General features: G+C 66.5%; 15 protein-coding genes. 13 read left to right on the forward strand and 2 right to left on the reverse strand.

What is annotated here, in order from left to right; genetic code table 11:
* The 10 genes from coxB to J1N50_RS16110 form a co-directional block, all read left to right on the forward strand.
* On the forward strand, positions 1–996 hold a 996-nt coding region (coxB, locus tag J1N50_RS16065), incomplete at its 5' end, for a cytochrome c oxidase subunit II (protein ID WP_215355553.1).
* A gap of 17 nt (positions 997–1,013) precedes the next feature.
* Entirely contained in the window at positions 1,014–2,693 is a 1,680-nt protein-coding gene (gene ctaD, locus J1N50_RS16070) for a cytochrome c oxidase subunit I (RefSeq protein WP_215355555.1), read from the forward strand.
* Positions 2,694–2,766: 73 nt separating this feature from the next.
* A complete protein-coding gene (locus J1N50_RS16075; RefSeq protein WP_215355557.1) occupies positions 2,767–3,678 on the forward strand; it encodes a heme o synthase in 912 nt (303 codons plus the stop codon).
* Positions 3,675–3,842, forward strand: a complete 168-nt coding sequence (locus J1N50_RS16080) for a hypothetical protein (protein WP_215355559.1) — start codon at positions 3,675–3,677, stop codon at positions 3,840–3,842. The genes J1N50_RS16075 and J1N50_RS16080 overlap by 4 nt, the downstream gene beginning before the upstream one ends.
* A complete protein-coding gene (locus tag J1N50_RS16085; protein WP_215355561.1) occupies positions 3,839–4,396 on the forward strand; it encodes a cytochrome c oxidase assembly protein in 558 nt (185 codons plus the stop codon). Before J1N50_RS16080 ends, J1N50_RS16085 begins: the two co-directional genes overlap by 4 nt.
* A gap of 81 nt (positions 4,397–4,477) precedes the next feature.
* Complete coding sequence (locus J1N50_RS16090; RefSeq protein WP_215355563.1) at positions 4,478–5,353, forward strand: cytochrome c oxidase subunit 3; 876 nt, start codon at positions 4,478–4,480, stop codon at positions 5,351–5,353.
* Positions 5,313–5,741: a DUF983 domain-containing protein gene (locus tag J1N50_RS16095; protein ID WP_215355565.1), complete on the forward strand. Its 429-nt coding sequence runs from the start codon at positions 5,313–5,315 to the stop codon at positions 5,739–5,741. Before J1N50_RS16090 ends, J1N50_RS16095 begins: the two co-directional genes overlap by 41 nt.
* The gene (locus J1N50_RS16100; RefSeq protein WP_215355568.1) at positions 5,734–6,393 is read left to right on the forward strand and encodes an SURF1 family protein; all 660 of its coding nucleotides are present in this window, start codon (positions 5,734–5,736) and stop codon (positions 6,391–6,393) included. Before J1N50_RS16095 ends, J1N50_RS16100 begins: the two co-directional genes overlap by 8 nt.
* A 28-nt stretch (positions 6,394–6,421) precedes the next feature.
* The gene (gene thrC, locus J1N50_RS16105; RefSeq protein ID WP_215355570.1) at positions 6,422–7,819 is read left to right on the forward strand and encodes a threonine synthase; all 1,398 of its coding nucleotides are present in this window, start codon (positions 6,422–6,424) and stop codon (positions 7,817–7,819) included.
* A complete protein-coding gene (locus J1N50_RS16110; protein WP_215355573.1) occupies positions 7,812–8,702 on the forward strand; it encodes a class I SAM-dependent methyltransferase in 891 nt (296 codons plus the stop codon). Before thrC ends, J1N50_RS16110 begins: the two co-directional genes overlap by 8 nt.
* Here the strand turns inward: J1N50_RS16110 and J1N50_RS16115 are convergent.
* Together J1N50_RS16115 and J1N50_RS16120 are read right to left on the reverse strand one after the other, a co-directional pair.
* Positions 8,699–9,835, reverse strand: coding sequence for a GGDEF domain-containing protein (locus J1N50_RS16115; RefSeq protein ID WP_246553657.1), 1,137 nt, complete (start codon positions 9,833–9,835; stop codon positions 8,699–8,701). The two genes, J1N50_RS16110 and J1N50_RS16115, sit on opposite strands and share 4 nt — an antisense overlap.
* A gap of 52 nt (positions 9,836–9,887) precedes the next feature.
* Positions 9,888–11,126, reverse strand: coding sequence for an MFS transporter (locus J1N50_RS16120; protein ID WP_343227904.1), 1,239 nt, complete (start codon positions 11,124–11,126; stop codon positions 9,888–9,890).
* A 192-nt stretch (positions 11,127–11,318) separates the two neighbouring features.
* Here J1N50_RS16120 and guaB point away from each other — a divergent pair, with 192 nt between their 5' ends.
* From guaB to J1N50_RS16135, 3 genes are all read left to right on the forward strand, one after another.
* Entirely contained in the window at positions 11,319–12,776 is a 1,458-nt protein-coding gene (guaB, locus tag J1N50_RS16125) for an IMP dehydrogenase (protein ID WP_215355577.1), read from the forward strand.
* Positions 12,777–12,929: 153 nt separating this feature from the next.
* Complete coding sequence (locus J1N50_RS16130) at positions 12,930–14,120, forward strand: RsmB/NOP family class I SAM-dependent RNA methyltransferase (RefSeq protein WP_215355579.1); 1,191 nt, start codon at positions 12,930–12,932, stop codon at positions 14,118–14,120.
* 80 nt (positions 14,121–14,200) lie between these two features.
* Positions 14,201–14,677, forward strand: a complete 477-nt coding sequence (locus J1N50_RS16135) for a tetratricopeptide repeat protein (RefSeq protein ID WP_246553659.1) — start codon at positions 14,201–14,203, stop codon at positions 14,675–14,677.
* Positions 14,678–14,782 lie beyond the last annotated feature (105 nt).

Raw genomic sequence — 14,782 nt, forward strand, 5'->3', positions numbered from 1 at the left:
GCGGCGCCTGCCGCCACCGCAGCGGCGACTCCGGCACCGACGGCGCCCGACGCGGCCGCGCCGACCGCCGCCCCGGCTGCGGCCGAAGCCGCGAAAGCCGCCGTGCCGGCAGGCGATGCGACCTATGTCCCGATGAAGCCGACCCCCGGGATCGGCCAGCCGGTCGACGCGGGGATCAATTTCCAGCCGCAGGTCACCCCGATCGGTGAACAGGCTTACTGGTTCAACCATGTGATCCTGCTGCCGGTGATCACGGTGATCTCGCTCTTCGTTCTCGGCTTGCTGCTCTGGGTTGTCGCGCGCTACCGCGCCAAGGCGAACCCGGTGCCGTCGAAGACCACCCACAACACGTTCATCGAAGTGATCTGGACCGCGATCCCGGTGCTGATCCTCGCGGTGATCGCCGTCCCGTCGATCCGCCTGCTCGCCGCCCAGTACGAACCGCCGAAGAAGGACGCGCTGACGATCAAGGTCACCGGTTATCAATGGTATTGGGGTTATGCCTATCCCGACCAGGGCATCGCCGAATATGTGTCCAAGATCCTGCCCGAAGATAAGGCGAAGGCTGCGGGCGAGCCCTATCACCTCGCCGTCGACAACCGCATGGTCGTTCCCGTCGGCCGTCAGGTGAAGCTGATTATCACCGGCGCCGACGTCATCCACAGCTTCGCGGTCCCGGCCTTCTGGACCAAGATGGACGCGGTCCCCGGCCGCGCCAACGAAACGACCTTCACCCCGACCAAGGTCGGCGTCTATTACGGCCAGTGTTCGGAGCTTTGCGGCGTCGACCACGGCTATATGCCGATCGCGGTCGAAGTGCTGCCGGTCGACAAGTGGGAAGCCTGGGTCCGCTCGAAGGGCGGCAATCCCAATCCGGCACCCGCGGCTCCGGCCGCTGCGGCGCCCGCCGCCGCGCCAGCGGCGGCTCCTGCTGCAACCGCACCCGAAGCAGCGCCGGCTGCGGCTCCCGCCGCTGCTCCGGCTGCCAAGAAATAAGTTAAGGGGTCCGACAGATGACCGATATCGCAGCGACTGCACCCGCGCACGGCGCCGAACATTCTCATGCCCATGCGCACGATCACGACCATGACACGCCGGGCTTTTTCGTCCGCTGGTTCATGTCGACGAACCACAAGGACATCGGCACCCTCTACCTGATCTTTGCGATCATCGCCGGCATCGTCGGCGGCGCGATTTCGGGCATGATGCGCCTCGAACTCGCCGAACCCGGCATCCAGTATCTGACGGGCTGGGCCCAGTGGCTCGACCCGGCGGCGACCGAGGTGCAGGGCAAGCATATGTGGAACGTGCTGATCACCGCGCACGGCCTGATCATGGTCTTCTTCATGGTCATGCCCGCGATGATCGGCGGCTTCGGCAACTGGTTCGTGCCGCTGATGATCGGCGCGCCCGACATGGCGTTCCCGCGCATGAACAATGTCAGCTTCTGGCTGACCGCGGTCGCTTTTGTCATGCTGGTGGGGTCGAGCTTCGTGCCCGGCGGCAGCGGCCATGGCGCCGGCACCGGCTGGACGGTCTATGCGCCGCTCTCGACCAGCGGGTCGGCCGGGCCGGCGGTCGATATGGCGATCTTCTCGCTCCACCTCGCCGGTGCGGCGTCGATCCTGGGGGCGATCAACTTCATCACCACCATCTTCAACATGCGCGCGCCGGGCATGACGCTGCACAAGATGCCGCTGTTCGTGTGGTCGGTGCTGGTCACCGCCTTCCTGCTGCTGCTCGCGCTGCCGGTTCTCGCCGCGGCGATCACGATGCTGCTGACCGACCGCAACTTCGGCACGACCTTCTATGATGCGACGGGCGGCGGCGATCCGGTGCTCTATCAGCATCTTTTCTGGTTCTTCGGTCACCCCGAAGTGTACATCATGATCCTGCCGGGCTTCGGCATCGTCAGCCAGATCATCTCGACCTTCAGCAAGAAGCCGGTGTTCGGCTATCTCGGCATGGCTTACGCCATGGTCGCGATCGGCGTCGTCGGCTTCATCGTGTGGGCGCACCACATGTTCACCGTCGGCATGAGCGTGAACCTGAAAATGTACTTCACCGCCGCGACGATGGTCATCGCGGTCCCGACCGGCATCAAGATCTTCAGCTGGATCGCGACGATGTGGGGCGGTTCGCTGAGCTTCAAGACCCCGATGGTCTGGGCGCTCGGCTTCATCTTCATGTTCACCGTGGGCGGCGTGACCGGCGTTGTGCTCGCCAACGGCGGCGTCGACACCAACCTGCACGACACCTATTATGTCGTTGCGCACTTCCACTATGTGCTGTCGCTGGGCGCGGTCTTCTCGCTCTTCGCGGGCTTCTACTACTGGTTCCCGAAGATGTCGGGCCGGATGTACAACGAATTCCTCGGCCAGCTGCACTTCTGGGTGTTCTTCATCGGCGTGAACGTCATGTTCTTCCCCCAGCATTTCCTGGGCCAGCAGGGTATGCCGCGCCGTTACCCCGACTATGCGGAAGCCTATGCCTATTGGCACCACATCTCGTCGCTCGGCTATGTGATCATGGCTGTCGGCATGCTCTTCTTCTTCGTGAACGTCATTTACTCACTGTTCGCGGGCAAGCAGGCGGCCGACAATCCGTGGGGCGAAGGCGCGACGACGCTCGAATGGACGCTGTCGAGCCCGCCGCCGTTCCACCAGTTCAACGAACTGCCCCGGATCGCGTGACGTTTATCGCCTGACCGGCTTCGCCCTCCGCTGACATTCGGCAGGGGGCGTCGCCCGACAGGCCGGAGTATGCATGGCGCAGAGCCTGACCCACGGCGCAACGACGCTACCCGCCGACTGGCGCGACCTGTTCGCGCTGACCAAGCCGCGCGTGATGTCGCTTGTCGTCTTCACCGCGCTGTGCGGCCTGCTCGCGGCGCCGGGCAGCGTCCACCCGGTGCTCGCCTTTTCGTCGATCCTCGCGATCGCGCTGGGCGCAGGGGCGTCGGGCGCGCTCAACCAATGGTATGAGGCGGGCCTCGACGCCAAGATGAAGCGCACCGCCGGGCGGCCGCTTCCCGCCGGGCGTCTCGATCCGCAGACGGCCTTGCAGTTCGGGGTCGGGCTGGCCGCTTTCTCGGTCTTCCTGATGCTGTTCGCCGCCAACTGGCAGGCGGCGGCGCTGCTGACCGTCTCGATCCTCTTCTACGTTTTCGTCTATACGATGTGGCTGAAGCCGCGGACGCCGCAGAATATCGTTATCGGCGGCGCGGCGGGCGCTTTTCCGCCGCTGATCGGCTGGGTCGCCGCGACGGGCGGTGTCGCGCCGCTGCCGGTGCTGCTGTTCCTGCTCATCTTTCTCTGGACCCCGCCGCATTTCTGGGCGCTCGCGCTGTTCGTGCGCTCGGACTATGCCGCCGCGGGCATTCCGATGATGCCGGTCGTGGCGGGCGAGACCTCGACGCGGCGCCAGATCCTGTTCTACGCGGTGATTATGGCGATCGGCGCGATCGCGCCCTGGCCGCTTGGGCTTACCGGCGCGCTCTATGGCTGGACCGCCGCGATCCTGTCGGCGGTCTTCGTCGCGCTCTCGGCGCAGGTCGGGACTCGGACGACAGGCGAGGGCGATTTGATGCTGCCCGAAAAGCGCCTCTTCGCTTTTTCGATCGCCTATCTCTTCATCCTGTTCGGCGCGGTCGTCGCCGACCATTGGTTCCCGCTATGACCGACGAACCCCCCACCGGAACGCCCCCCGAACCGCAGCCCTTCGACGAGGCCGAATATCGCCGCCGCCAGCGCAGCCGCGCGAACCTGATGGGCTGGCTGCTCGGCGGGCTCGCCTTCCTCTTCTTCTTTATCACCATCGCGCGTATGGTCGGTCCGAAATGAAGACGATGTCGGCCAATGCGAAGACCGCCTCGCTTGCGGCTCTGGTCGCCGTCGCGATGGTCGGGCTGGGTTTCGCCGCGGTGCCGCTCTACAATCTCTTCTGCCGGGTGACCGGCTTCGGCGGCACGACGCAGCGTTACGATCCGGTCGCCGCAGCCGAGACGCCGAAAATTCTCAGCGATACCATCTCGGTGCGGTTCGACGCCAATGTATCGCCGAAGCTGCCGTGGAAATTCTATCCCGAGCATCCGACCGACACGGTCAGCATCGGCGCGCGCGACATGGCGATCTTCATCGCCGAGAACCAGTCGCCGCACGAGGTGGTCGGGACAGCCAGCTTCAACGTCACCCCCGACGCGGCGGGCAAATATTTCACCAAGATCCAGTGCTTCTGCTTCACCCAGCAGACGCTGAGACCGGGTGAACAGATCCGTATGCCGGTGTTGTTCTTCGTCGATCCCAAGATCAAGGACGATCCCGACGCGCGAGACATTCAGGAAATCACGCTCAGCTACACCTTTCACCCTGTAGACGGGGGCAAAAAGGCGAGCTAAGGCCGCGATCAAAGAGTCTTACCAAGGACCGGCGGGCGGTTGGGGAATCGCCACGCTGGGGCAAAAAACGGGAACTGCGACATGGCCGGTGCCAAACATCATGACTATCACCTCGTAAATCCCAGCGTCTGGCCGCTCATCGGGTCGGTCGCCGCGCTGGTGATGTTCTTCGGCCTCGTGATGTTCATGCATGCCGACTATTTCGGCGGCGCGGGCAAATGGGTTCTCGGCCTCGGGATCATGGGCGTGATCGCGACCTTCTTCAGCTGGTGGTCGGACGTCATCAACGAAGCGCATGCCGGCGACCATACGCCGGTCGTCCAGCTCCACCTGCGCTATGGCATGATCCTGTTCATCGCGTCGGAAGTGATGTTCTTCGTCGGCTGGTTCTGGGCCTGGTTCGATTTCTCGCTCTTCCCGGTGCCGGTCGAGATCGTCGACGGGGCGGTCAGCAACCTGTTCGGGCAGGATGGCGCGGCTGCGGCGACGATCTGGCCGCCGAAGGGCATCCATGTCATCGACGCCTTCTCGCTGCCGCTGCTCAACACGCTGATCCTGCTCTGCTCGGGCACGACGATCACCTGGGCGCACCACGCGCTGATCCACGGCGACCGCGAAGGCCTGAAAAAAGGTCTGTGGGCGACGATCATCCTCGGCCTGCTGTTCAGCTGCATCCAGGCCTATGAATATGCCGAGGCGCCGTTCCCCTTCGGCACGATCAACTATACCTCCGCCTTCTTCATGGCGACCGGCTTCCACGGCTTCCACGTGCTGGTCGGGACGATCTTCCTGATCGTCTGCCTCGTCCGCGCCTATAAGGGCCACTTTACGCCGCAGCAGCATTTCGGCTTCGAGGCGGCCGCCTGGTACTGGCACTTCGTCGACGTGGTGTGGCTGTTCCTCTTCATCATCGTCTATGTCTGGGGCGGCTGGGGCGCGCCGGTCGCTGCGCACTAACTTGCCGCAGAACAACCAGACACCAAAGGGGCGGCCGCCGATCGCGCGCGCTGCCCTTTTTGGCCTCTGCCCGCAGTGCGGGGCGCAGACGCTGTTCGAAGGACCGGCGAAGTTCGCGTCGCATTGCCGCGTCTGCTCGCTCGATTTCCAGAGCTACAACGTCGGTGACGGTCCCGCCGCCTTCCTGACGCTGATCGTCGGCGCGTTGATCGTTGTCGCGGCGCTGGTCGTCGATTCCGCGTTCGCGCCGCCGTTCTGGCTGCACATCATTCTCTGGGTGCCGCTAACAGTCGGCGCGGTGGTCTATGGCCTTCGCGTCGGCAAAGCCGCGCTGCTCGCCAGCGAGCATCAGCGCAAGGCGGCCGAAGGGAGGCTGAGCGATGACTGAGCCCGCGCCGTCGGTCGCGCCCCGGTCGTCCGGGCGCCGCTGGCCGCTGATTCCGACGATCTTCGTCCTGTGCGCGGTCGCGGTGATGGTCGCGCTCGGCGTCTGGCAACTCCAGCGCAAGACCGAGAAGGAAGCGCTGATCGCCCTCTATGAGCGCAACCGGGCGATGTCGGCGCTCGTGACCTATCCCGAACTGCCCCCGGTTCCCGATGCGATGCTGTTCCGCAAATCGAGCGTCGTCTGCCTTGAAGTGGTGCGCTGGGACCAGCGCGGCGGCACCGATCGCACGGGAAAGTCCGGCATCCGTATGGTTGCCGATTGCCGGACCGGCGCCGAGGGGCCGGGCGTGCTCGTCGATGTCGGTATCGCCGACGATTTCACGCCGCCAAAATGGACCGGCGGTACCGTGCAGGGGACGATCGTGCCGGGCCCCGAACAGCCGACGCTGGTCGACCGGCTGACGGGCCGTGCAGCTCCGGCGCGCGCCATGCTGGTGGCCGATGCGCCGGTCGCCGGGCTCCGCGCCAGCGCCGTGCCCTCGGGTGCCGACGTACCCAACAATCACCTCGCCTATGCCGTGCAGTGGTTCATTTTCGCGGCTGCGGCGCTGACAATCTACGCGCTTGCGGTGCGCCGCCGCTTGCAGCGGTGACGGCGCGCCGTTAGGGCGCATGTCCGTCATGCAATATATCAGCACTCGCGGCTCTGCGCCGACCCTCGACTTTCGCGCCGCCACGCTTGCCGGCCTCGCCAGCGACGGCGGGCTCTATGTGCCGGCGGTATGGCCGCAGATGTCGGCCGCCGATATCCGCGCGCTGGCGGGGCTCGATTATGTCGAAACCGCAGTGCGGGTAATGACTCCCTTCGTCGCGGGTGTCCTGTCGGAAGATGAGCTGCGCGCGCTCTGTCAGGCCGCCTACGGCCGCTTCAGCCACGATGCGGTGACCCCGCTCGTCCAGCTCGATCACCGCCACTGGCTGCTTGAGCTCTTTCATGGTCCGACGCTGGCGTTCAAGGACGTCGCGCTGCAATTGCTTGGTCAGCTCTTCGAAAAGTTCCTCGGCGGCGGCGGGACCGACCTGACGATCGTCGGTGCGACCTCGGGCGACACGGGTTCGGCGGCGATCGAGGCGGTCGCGGGGCGTGAACATATCCGCATCTTCATGCTCCATCCCGAGGGCCGGGTCAGCGACGTCCAGCGCCGCCAGATGACCACCGTGCTGGCGCCCAACGTCCATAACATCGCGATCGACGGCAGCTTCGACGATGCGCAGGCGATGGTGAAGCGGCTGTTCGGCGATGCCGAGGCGCGCAGCGCGCTGACCCTCTCGGCGGTGAACAGCATCAACTGGGCGCGACTGATGGCGCAGATCGTCTATTATTTCTATGCCGCCGTCCGTCTTGGAGCGCCCGGGCGGCAGGTCGCGTTCAGCGTGCCCACGGGCAATTTCGGCGACGTGTTCGCCGGCTATGTCGCCGCGCGCATGGGGCTTCCCGTCGCGCGGCTCATCGTTGCGACCAACGTCAACGACATCCTCCACCGCGCGCTGTCGTCGGGCGACTATAGCGCAGGCAGCGTCACGCCGACCGCGACCCCCAGCATGGACATCCAGGTCAGCAGCAATTTCGAACGGTTGCTGTTCGACCTCGCGGGCCGCGATGGCGCGGCGATCGCCGGCATGATGGACGCGTTCGATCGGGATCGGGCGATGAGCATTCCTGCCGACATGCTCACCGAGGCGCGCGGGCTTTTTTCGAGCGCGCGCATCGACGGCGACGCCATGTCGCTCGCGCTGCGCTGGGCCCAGGAGAAGGGCGGGCAGATCATCGACCCGCACAGCGCCGTCGGCCTTGCCGCGGCGCGCGCGCTCGAGATCGATGCCGATATTCCGGTCGTCACGCTCGCCACCGCGCATCCCGCCAAGTTCCGCGATGCGGTCGAGCGCGCGACGGGTGTCCGCCCGGCGCTTCCCGCGCGCCTCGGCAATCTGTTCGACCGCGAGGAGCGCTATGAAAGGCTTCCCGGCGATTATGATGCGGTGAAGGCCTATATCCTGTCGGAAGTGGCGCGTGGCTGAGCTTGCGCCGCTGGTCACGCTTGTCGGCGAGGCCTGGGATGATTACGGGCTGGTCGACAGCGGCGGCGGGCGCAAGCTCGAACGCTATGGCCCTTACCGCTTCATCCGCCCCGAACCGCAGGCGATGTGGCAGCCTGCGCTTCCGCAGGGCGAATGGGACAAGGCCGACGGAGAGTTCATTCCCGCATCGGACGATGACGGCGGCGGGCGCTGGTATTACAACAGGCCCGTTCCTGCCGGGGGCTGGCCGCTCGGCTGGCGCGAGACGCGCTTCACGGCAAGCTGCACACCCTTCCGACATCTCGGTTTCTTTCCGGACATGGCGCCCGTATGGGACTGGTTGCGGGCGCAGGTTGCGTGCAAGGCCGACCCCGCCTTCCTGAACCTTTTCGGCTACACCGGCGTCGGTAGCCAGGCGCTCGCGGCCGCGGGCGCGTCGGTGACGCATGTCGACGCCTCGAAAAAGTCGGTCGCGCAGGCGCGCGACAACGCCGCTCTCGCCGGTATGGCCGAAAAGCCGATCCGCTGGATCGTCGACGATGCGGGCAAATTCACCGCGCGCGAGGTTCGGCGCCAAAGGCGCTACGATGCGATCCTGCTCGACCCCCCCAAATTCGGACGCGGGCCGGGAGGCGAGCGCTGGCAGCTGGAAGAGGGGCTTGCACCCCTGCTCGCCGATTGCCGGCAGCTCCTCGATGCCGACAGCCGCGCGCTGTTCCTTACCGTTTATGCGGTCCGCATGTCGGCACTGGCGATCGGCGAACTGCTCGCGCAGCTTTTCGCCGACCTGCCCGGCACGGTCGAATGCGGCGAGCTGGCGGTGCGTGAAGAGGCGCGGGGGCTCTTGCTCCCGACCGCGATCTTCGCACGGTGGAGCAACTAGTCGAGCGGCGTGGCCAGCTCGATCCGGTTCCGTCCGTTTTCCTTGGCGCGGTAAAGCGCCTCGTCGGCGGCTTTGAGCGCCGCGCGGGCGTCGCCGAAGCCGAACACGTCGGCCACCCCGCCCGAGAAGGTGATCTTGCCGAACGGCTGGTCGGTCTTGCGGTTGATCAGCCGCCGCTCGGCCAAGCCTTCGCGCGCCTCGTCGAGCCGCGCCGCCGCCTCGCTCGGCGGCAGGCCGCGGAACAGCATCACAAATTCCTCGCCGCCGTGCCGTGCGACGTGGCAATGGTCGTTCGAAATCTTCGCGAGCGTGTCGGCGATCAGCTTGATGACGCGGTCGCCGGCCTCATGACCGTGGATGTCGTTCACCTTCTTGAACTCGTCGATGTCGCAGAAGGCAACCGACAGCGGTTCGCACGCGGCGCGCGCTTCCTCGTAATGGCGTTCGAGCAGCGCCTCGAAGGCGCGGCGGTTGGGGAGGCCGGTCAGATAATCGACCTCTGCGTCGCGCTTGGCGCGGGCAAGGCTCTTGCGCAGCGCCTTCGCCTCGTCCTCGCTCTTGCGCATTTCCTCTTCGGCGTGCCGCGTGCGCTCCAGCATCACCTTCGCAATGTCGGCGAGGTGCGAGACAAGCTCGCCCGTCTTTTGCACCTGTTCGAGGTCGCTGACATGCTCTTCCAGTTTCGAACCATATTCGCTCGTCGCGTTGCGTGCGGCCTTGGTGCTGCTCTGGAAGGTCTCGAGGTTCGTTTCGAGCCGCGCGACCATCCGGTCGAGGTCGGCGCGATCGGCGAGCGTGGGGTCATTCTCCATCAGCTCGTCGAGCCATTGCTGCGTCACGCCTTCGCTCGTCATCGAGCGCGCCGCGATCTGTCGCGCCAGCCGCGGGTTGATCCCCGAAAAGGCGCTGTGCGCGATCAGCAGGTTCGCCGCCGAAATATCGAGATCATGGTCGATCAGGAAAGCCCCGATCGCGCCGACCAGCTGCTGCCGCGCCTCCCGCACCAGGCTGCGCGAGCCGCGCGCTCCCGAGGATGCCTGTTCCTCTTCATGGACCCCGTTCTTCGCGCGGAGCCCTAGCCAGCCCAGGAGCCGCCCGACCGGCTCGTTCGATGGAGTTGCTTGTGTGGTCATGCGCAAATTAACGGGCGCCCCGAAACAAGGTTAAGGCGCGGGGGGAAAAATTTCAGGGGTCGATCCGTCCCTCGTCGCGCGCGGGCATCGGAGCGAGGAATGGCAGCAACAATGCCGTCAGACCAAGCCATCCGGCCGAGAGCAATATGGCATTGGGAAGCGACCAGATATCGGCCGCGAGGCCCAGCAAATAGGCGCCGAGGGCCATCGCCCCAAAGGTCACCGCCTGATAGATCGACAGGCAGCGGCCGAGGATCGCTTCGGGGGACCGAAGCTGCATCGCGACGTTGAGCGTGGTCAGCGTCGAGACCCACGCCATCCCGGCGACAAAGGTCGCGGCGATGACGACCGCGATCGATCCCGTCAGCGCCACGGGCACGGTTGCGGCGGCAAAGACGATTGCGGACGCGCTGACAATCCGGTCGCTCCCCCAGCGGCGGCGCAGATCCCCTACCCAGAGCGCCGCGAAGATCGACCCCGCGCCGAAGGCGGCGAGGCACAGTCCATAGACGGTCTCGGTGCCGTGCAGCCGGTCGCGGACGAGCGCGGGCATCAGCGCCTGGACACCGATCGCCGCGATGCCGAAGGCAAACCCGCGGACCAGGATGCGCCGAACCGGGTCCGACTGGACGCAGAAGCGGATGCCGGTCGTGATGGCCGCGAGCATCGGCGCGCGCTGCGGCTGCGACACTTCGGGATGCCAGCGCAGCAGCACGATGATCAGCGCGAGATAGCTGATCGCGTTGAGCCCGAAAGCGAGCGCGGGGCCGGTCAGCGAGATCAGCAGGCCGCCGAGGGCGGGGCCGGCGCTGCGGGCGAGATTGAAGGCGATGCTGTTGAGCGCGATCGCCTGCGGCAAATCCTTCGGCCCGACCTGCAGCCGCACCGAGGCCTGCCACGCCGGGCCGTTGAGCGCCGTGCCGCAGCCGACCGAAAGGGTGAAAAAGAGCAGCAGGGCGGGCGTGATCGCCCCCAGCCATGTCGTGAGGGACAGCGCGGCGGAGACGAGCAGCATGCCGGTCTGCGCGGCGAGCATCACGCGCCGCCGGTCGAAATTGTCGGCGATCGCGCCGGCGATGACGCCGAGCAGCAGGATCGGGATCGTCGCGCTCGCCTGCACCAGCGCGATCAGCTGATGCGAATTGGTGATCTCGGTCATCAGCCACGCGGCGCCGACCGACTGGATCATCGATCCCATGTTCGACGCGAGATTGGCGATCCAGATGGCGCGGAAGGCGGGATATCGAAACGGTGCGAGGGGGGAGGAAGGGGAGGATTGCGTCGCGTTCACGTCCCTCCGCCTAATCGCCGCGCCGACGGGGCGCAAGGCTGCTTGCGGCGCGGTTCGTCCGGGCGGGAAATATTCGTATTCGCCCCACTGGCGCGCGTGGGCCCGACTGGTTACATGGGCCGCCACCGAACGATTCGCGTGTGTCGCCCCGAGGCGCGGGGCCGGCGCCGCCCGCATGAGAAAGTGGCACCCATGGAAATCATCACCGGCCTGACCTTCGACGACGTGCTGCTGGTGCCCGGCGCGTCGGACATTCTGCCGTCTGACGCCAATCTTTCGACCCATCTCACCAGCGACATCACGCTCAACATTCCGATCCTCTCGTCGGCGATGGATACGGTGACCGAGGCCGACATGGCGATCCTGATGGCGCAGATCGGCGGCATCGGCGTGCTCCACCGCAATCTCACGATCGAGGAACAGGCCGCTGCGGTGCGGCAGGTCAAGCGCTTCGAAAGCGGCATGATCGTCAACCCGATCACCATCACCCCCGACGCGCCGCTGTCGTACGCGACCGCACTGATGGCGCAGCACAAGATTTCGGGCATTCCGGTGGTCGAACCCGGCGGCAAGCTCGTCGGCATCCTGACGCACCGCGACGTGCGCTTCGCCGATAATCCCGGTCAGCCGGTGCGCGAGCTGATGACCGCCGAGAATCTCGCCACCGTGCGTCCCGGCGTCGGGCAGGACGAGGCGCGCAAGCTGCTCCACCAGCGCCGCATCGAAAAGCTGCTGGTGGTCGATGACGACTATCATTGCATCGGGCTGATCACCGTCAAGGATATGGAGAAGGCGGTGAACTTCCCCGATGCCACGAAGGACGGCAGCGGCCGCCTGCGCGTCGCCGCGGCGACCAACACCGGCGACAGCGGGATCGAACGCGCCGAGGCGCTGCTCGACGCCGAATGCGACCTGATCGTCGTCGACACCGCGCACGGCCACAGCAAGGGCGTCGGGGCGACGGTCGAGAGGATCAAGAAGCTGTCGAACCGCGTCCAGGTGCTCGCGGGCAACGTCGCGACGGGAGATGCGACGAAGGCGCTGATCGACGCGGGCGCCGACGGCGTGAAGGTCGGGATCGGCCCCGGCTCGATCTGCACGACGCGCGTCGTCGCGGGCGTCGGCGTGCCGCAGCTCACCGCGATCCTCGACAGCGTGGAGGCGGCGTCAAAGCTCGGCGTCCCGGTGATCGCCGACGGCGGCCTTCGCACCTCGGGCGATATCGCCAAGGCGCTCGCGGCGGGCGCGTCGAGCGTGATGGTCGGCTCGCTGCTCGCGGGCACGGCCGAAGCGCCAGGCGAGACCTTCCTGTTCCAGGGGCGCACCTACAAAAGCTATCGCGGCATGGGGAGCGTCGGTGCGATGGCGCGCGGCTCGGCCGACCGCTATTTCCAGCAGGACATCAAGGACCAGATGAAGCTGGTTCCCGAGGGTATCGAGGGACAGGTGCCGTTCAAGGGTCCGGCGAAGGATGTCATCCACCAGCTGGTAGGCGGCGTGAAGGCGGCGATGGGCTATACCGGCAGCCGTACCCTCAAGGACTTGCGCGAGCGCGCCAAGTTCGTGCGCATCACCAACGCGGGCCTGCGCGAAAGCCATGTCCACGACGTTGCGATTACCCGCGAGGCGCCGAATTATCCGGTTGGCTGAGATGGCGAAACGCGTGTTCGCGCATCGTCCCCTCCCGCTCGCGGGAGGGGCAGCGAGACTTGCGAGCTTGCTCGCCAGTCGCAGCGGGGTGGGCGATTGCGACGCCGCAGGCCCACCCCAAACCCCTCCCGCAAGCGGGTGGGGCTTCAGGCCATGACCCCCGCTGCCCGCCTTCAGACCGCGATCGAAATCCTTGACGTCATCGCCGCCGCCGCGCGCGAAGGCGGGGCGCCGGCGGATTCGATCTTTGCCGAAGCGATGCGCGCCCGCCGCTATGCGGGGTCGAAGGACCGCCGTGCAATCCGCGGCCACGTCTATGACGCGATCCGGCTCGTGCGATCGGCCCCGGTATCCGGCCGTGCCGCAATGCTCGCGCTGGCCGACGACGATCCCGCGATGGCTGATCTCTTCGACGGATCGCCCTACGGTCCGATGCCGATCGCGGCCGACGAGCCACGCGCAGAGAAGGGACTGGCTGCACAGGCTCTGATCGATCTGTTCGACCCGCTAGTGGAAGCGGGCGAGGGCGAAGCCATGCTTGCCCGCGCCCCGCTCGACCTCCGCGCCAATCGCATCAAATCGAGCGCCGCCGATCTCGCTAAGCTCTTCCCCGAGGGCGAAGCGATTGCTGGTGCAGTCGACGGCTGGCGCCTGCCGCCCGAAACCGCGGCGGCGCAGCATCCCGCCTATGCCGATGGCATCTTCGAGGTGCAGGACGCCGCCAGCCAATATGCCTCGGCCGCGCTCGATGCATCGCCGGGGCAGGCGATCGTCGATCTTTGCGCGGGGGGCGGCGGCAAGACGCTCGCCATCGCTTCGCTGACCGGTGGCGACGCCGAGATCCTTGCCTGCGACACCAACCGTGCGCGGCTGCAGCAGCTCTCGCCGCGCGCCGAGCGCGCGGGCGCGACGCGCATCGAGACACGATTGCTGAACCCCGACCAGGAACCGGAGATGCTCGCCGACCGGCAAGGGCGCGCCGACCGCGTGTTTGTCGACGCCCCCTGCTCGGGCAGCGGCACCTGGCGGCGCAGCCCCGAATTGCGCTGGCGGCTCACCCCCTCGCGGCTCGACCGGCATCTCGCCGATCAGGCGAAGCTGATCGACATCGGTGCCGATCTGGTGGCGCCGGGCGGCAAACTTCTTTATGCTGTCTGCTCGATAATCGCGCGCGAGGGGCGGGTCCAGGTGGACGGGTTTTTGAACAGGCATCCGGGCTGGACGGCCGACAGCGGTTATCTGCCGCAAGGTATCGGGCGCGCCGCAGGCCACGGTTTTCTGCTAACTCCGGCGCACGACGGATGCGACGGATTTTTTCTCGCGCGGCTGACACGGCCATGTTAGCATCCCCCGAAATGACGAAATGGGAGAATGCGATGCGCGTCAGTTTCCTGGCTCTCGGTGCCGGCCTCATTCTTGCCTCCATGCCCGTAGCCTCGGATGCGCAGCGCGCCGACAATGATATCCTGCCGCGCTCGGTGGCGCTCCAGCATCAGGGGGCCGAGGCGCAGGCGAAGGGCGACCTGACGGCTGCGGTCGATTTCTATGAATCGGCGCTCGCCGCCGATCCGCGCAACCGGTCGGCGATCGTTGCGCTGGCACAGGTCGCACGGGCGCAGGGCTTGCCGGGCAAGGCGATCGGCTTCTACCGCGAGGCGCTGCTGCTTGAGCCCAACGATGTCGTCGCGCTGACCGGGCAGGGCGAGGCGCTCGCCGACAAGGGCGCGCTCGAACTCGCGCGCGAAAAGCTTGCCGATGCGAAACGTGTGTGCAAGGCGAACTGCCCGCAGGTCGCGGCGCTCGAAAAGGCGATCGCGGCGGGCAGCGAAAAGCGCGTCGTCGCCGCCGAGGCGATCGCCCCGAAACCCGTCGTCGCGACGGTCGGCACCAGCCAGAACTGATCTTCGCAGATTCGAGACGCCGAGCGTTGGAGTAGGGGTGGATTCCAGCCTTTCAATTCTCGTCATGCTGAACTTGTTTCAGCATCCATGGCCGGGCCTTGCATC

This window comes from Sphingopyxis soli, from assembly GCF_018682675.1.
Classification (GTDB): Bacteria; Pseudomonadota; Alphaproteobacteria; order Sphingomonadales; family Sphingomonadaceae; genus Sphingopyxis; species Sphingopyxis soli.

Excerpts from the sequence above, each read along its gene's own strand:
- ctaD (WP_215355555.1), top strand. The coding sequence starts at position 1,014 with ATGACCGATATCGCAGCGACTGCACCCGCGCACGGCGCCGAACATTCT.
- J1N50_RS16075 (WP_215355557.1), top strand. The coding sequence starts at position 2,767 with ATGGCGCAGAGCCTGACCCACGGCGCAACGACGCTACCCGCCGACTGG.
- J1N50_RS16080 (WP_215355559.1), top strand. The coding sequence starts at position 3,675 with ATGACCGACGAACCCCCCACCGGAACGCCCCCCGAACCGCAGCCCTTC.
- J1N50_RS16085 (WP_215355561.1), top strand. The coding sequence starts at position 3,839 with ATGAAGACGATGTCGGCCAATGCGAAGACCGCCTCGCTTGCGGCTCTG.
- J1N50_RS16090 (WP_215355563.1), top strand. The coding sequence starts at position 4,478 with ATGGCCGGTGCCAAACATCATGACTATCACCTCGTAAATCCCAGCGTC.
- J1N50_RS16095 (WP_215355565.1), top strand. The coding sequence starts at position 5,313 with ATGTCTGGGGCGGCTGGGGCGCGCCGGTCGCTGCGCACTAACTTGCCG.
- J1N50_RS16100 (WP_215355568.1), top strand. The coding sequence starts at position 5,734 with ATGACTGAGCCCGCGCCGTCGGTCGCGCCCCGGTCGTCCGGGCGCCGC.
- thrC (WP_215355570.1), top strand. The coding sequence starts at position 6,422 with ATGCAATATATCAGCACTCGCGGCTCTGCGCCGACCCTCGACTTTCGC.
- J1N50_RS16115 (WP_246553657.1), bottom strand. The coding sequence starts at position 9,835 with ATGACCACACAAGCAACTCCATCGAACGAGCCGGTCGGGCGGCTCCTG.
- guaB (WP_215355577.1), top strand. The coding sequence starts at position 11,319 with ATGGAAATCATCACCGGCCTGACCTTCGACGACGTGCTGCTGGTGCCC.
- J1N50_RS16130 (WP_215355579.1), top strand. The coding sequence starts at position 12,930 with ATGACCCCCGCTGCCCGCCTTCAGACCGCGATCGAAATCCTTGACGTC.
- J1N50_RS16135 (WP_246553659.1), top strand. The coding sequence starts at position 14,201 with ATGCCCGTAGCCTCGGATGCGCAGCGCGCCGACAATGATATCCTGCCG.